The organism is Bradyrhizobium nivariense, from assembly GCF_029846695.2.
In the GTDB taxonomy this organism is placed as follows: domain Bacteria; phylum Pseudomonadota; class Alphaproteobacteria; order Rhizobiales; family Xanthobacteraceae; genus Bradyrhizobium.
The window spans coordinates 1-1227 of sequence record NZ_JARWCR020000188.1; the positions used below are offsets into that span (position 1 = coordinate 1).

Consider the following 1227-nt stretch of genomic DNA (forward strand, 5'->3'; position numbering starts at 1 on the left):
AAGGGCAACAATATTGCTAGTCTCGTTCATGGCGTATCGCTCTCCTTGAGAGGTTCTGGCAGGCTCGACACCCGCCTCGATACGCCGCCTATCTCATTCCGTCATCACCCACTTTCCCGCATAGCTCAAGACTGGCGTATTGAATCCGCTATTTACCGGTGGTAGTCTTTTACTTTTACTGCTCGCGCTATTTGCTCTGACGCTATCCTGATAGTGCTTTTTTTGCGCTGGGGAGGACATTTCATGCGAGGCTCTCGCGCAATCCTTTACGCCGAACGACTTCGCGAACTCACTTTTCAGCTCTCAGAGTTGGAAGATCTTGGTTGAAGAAGCAGAGCGCCGCGCCCGCGGTGGGCCCCCACTACGCTTGACACGTCTTGGTTCCGAGGGATGGTGGGCTTCATCTTAAAGCCCGTCCAGCCGCTGACTTGACGAAGAGATCGATCCGGCCGCAGCCCATCCAACTGAAGGGCCTTTCCCCAATGGACGAATTCGCGGTGCTTCTCGCCGAGCTGGACCCGGTGCGAGGCAGAATTCCGGCACCTGCAGAACGAACTGAATCTCGCGACTGGCGCCGGGCCGACCGATATAGCAGCGGTTCGAGATGCGGCACGCCGGATGAGCGGCATCGCAGCCCGTCTTGAGGCTGTGACGCGCGCGTCTCGAAAGGTACGGCCAGCGGAGTACATTGAGCACTCCGCTCGTTTCTCCTGAGGGAGTGAACTACTGGCTCTGAGATTTCGGTTGTCGCCGGGTCTGGCGGTCAAATGCGCCTCAGCTCTGCCTTAAGCCGCTCGATCTTGAGCCTCGCGCGGCGGGTGGATGTGCGCTTCGTTTCGATCAGGCCGGCAAGGCGCTCGATCATGTTGAGCTGCTCCAGCAGCATTCGGTTGGCGTCTGTCATGCGAGCTCACATTGTCGGACGCGTGGGCGCGGTGGTCAACTACCTCAGGCCGCCTGCATTTCCCTGGATAGAGCGGCCCCTGCCTAGAAGAGAGCGGCCGATATTTCCGAGGGGAACGCCCTACAAAAAGGGCCGAAATCGAACCCAGCGGAAAATGTAAGCAATTTCACAAAAGTGCACAGAAAGTTGGGCTAGCGTAAGCGCGAATTTCCCCGCACCTTTTGCGGTTGAGTGCTGTGATGCATGAGGTGTCCACCAAATTAGGTGGACACCTTGTGATGGCAGACGATGATCAGAAACTGCGGGTCAGGCTTGTTGGCCGG

1 protein-coding gene is annotated in these 1227 nt (G+C 57.5%); it reads right to left on the bottom strand.

The annotated features are described in order from the left end of the window. Positions 1-763 precede the first annotated feature (763 nt). Entirely contained in the window at positions 764-904 is a 141-nt protein-coding gene (locus tag QCM77_RS45860; RefSeq protein WP_280097133.1) for a hypothetical protein, read from the bottom strand. Between the last annotated feature and the right edge of the window lie 323 nt (positions 905-1227).

Coding starts and splice junctions, on each gene's coding strand:
- QCM77_RS45860 (WP_280097133.1), bottom strand. CDS start 904: ATGACAGACGCCAACCGAATGCTGCTGGAGCAGCTCAACATGATCGAG.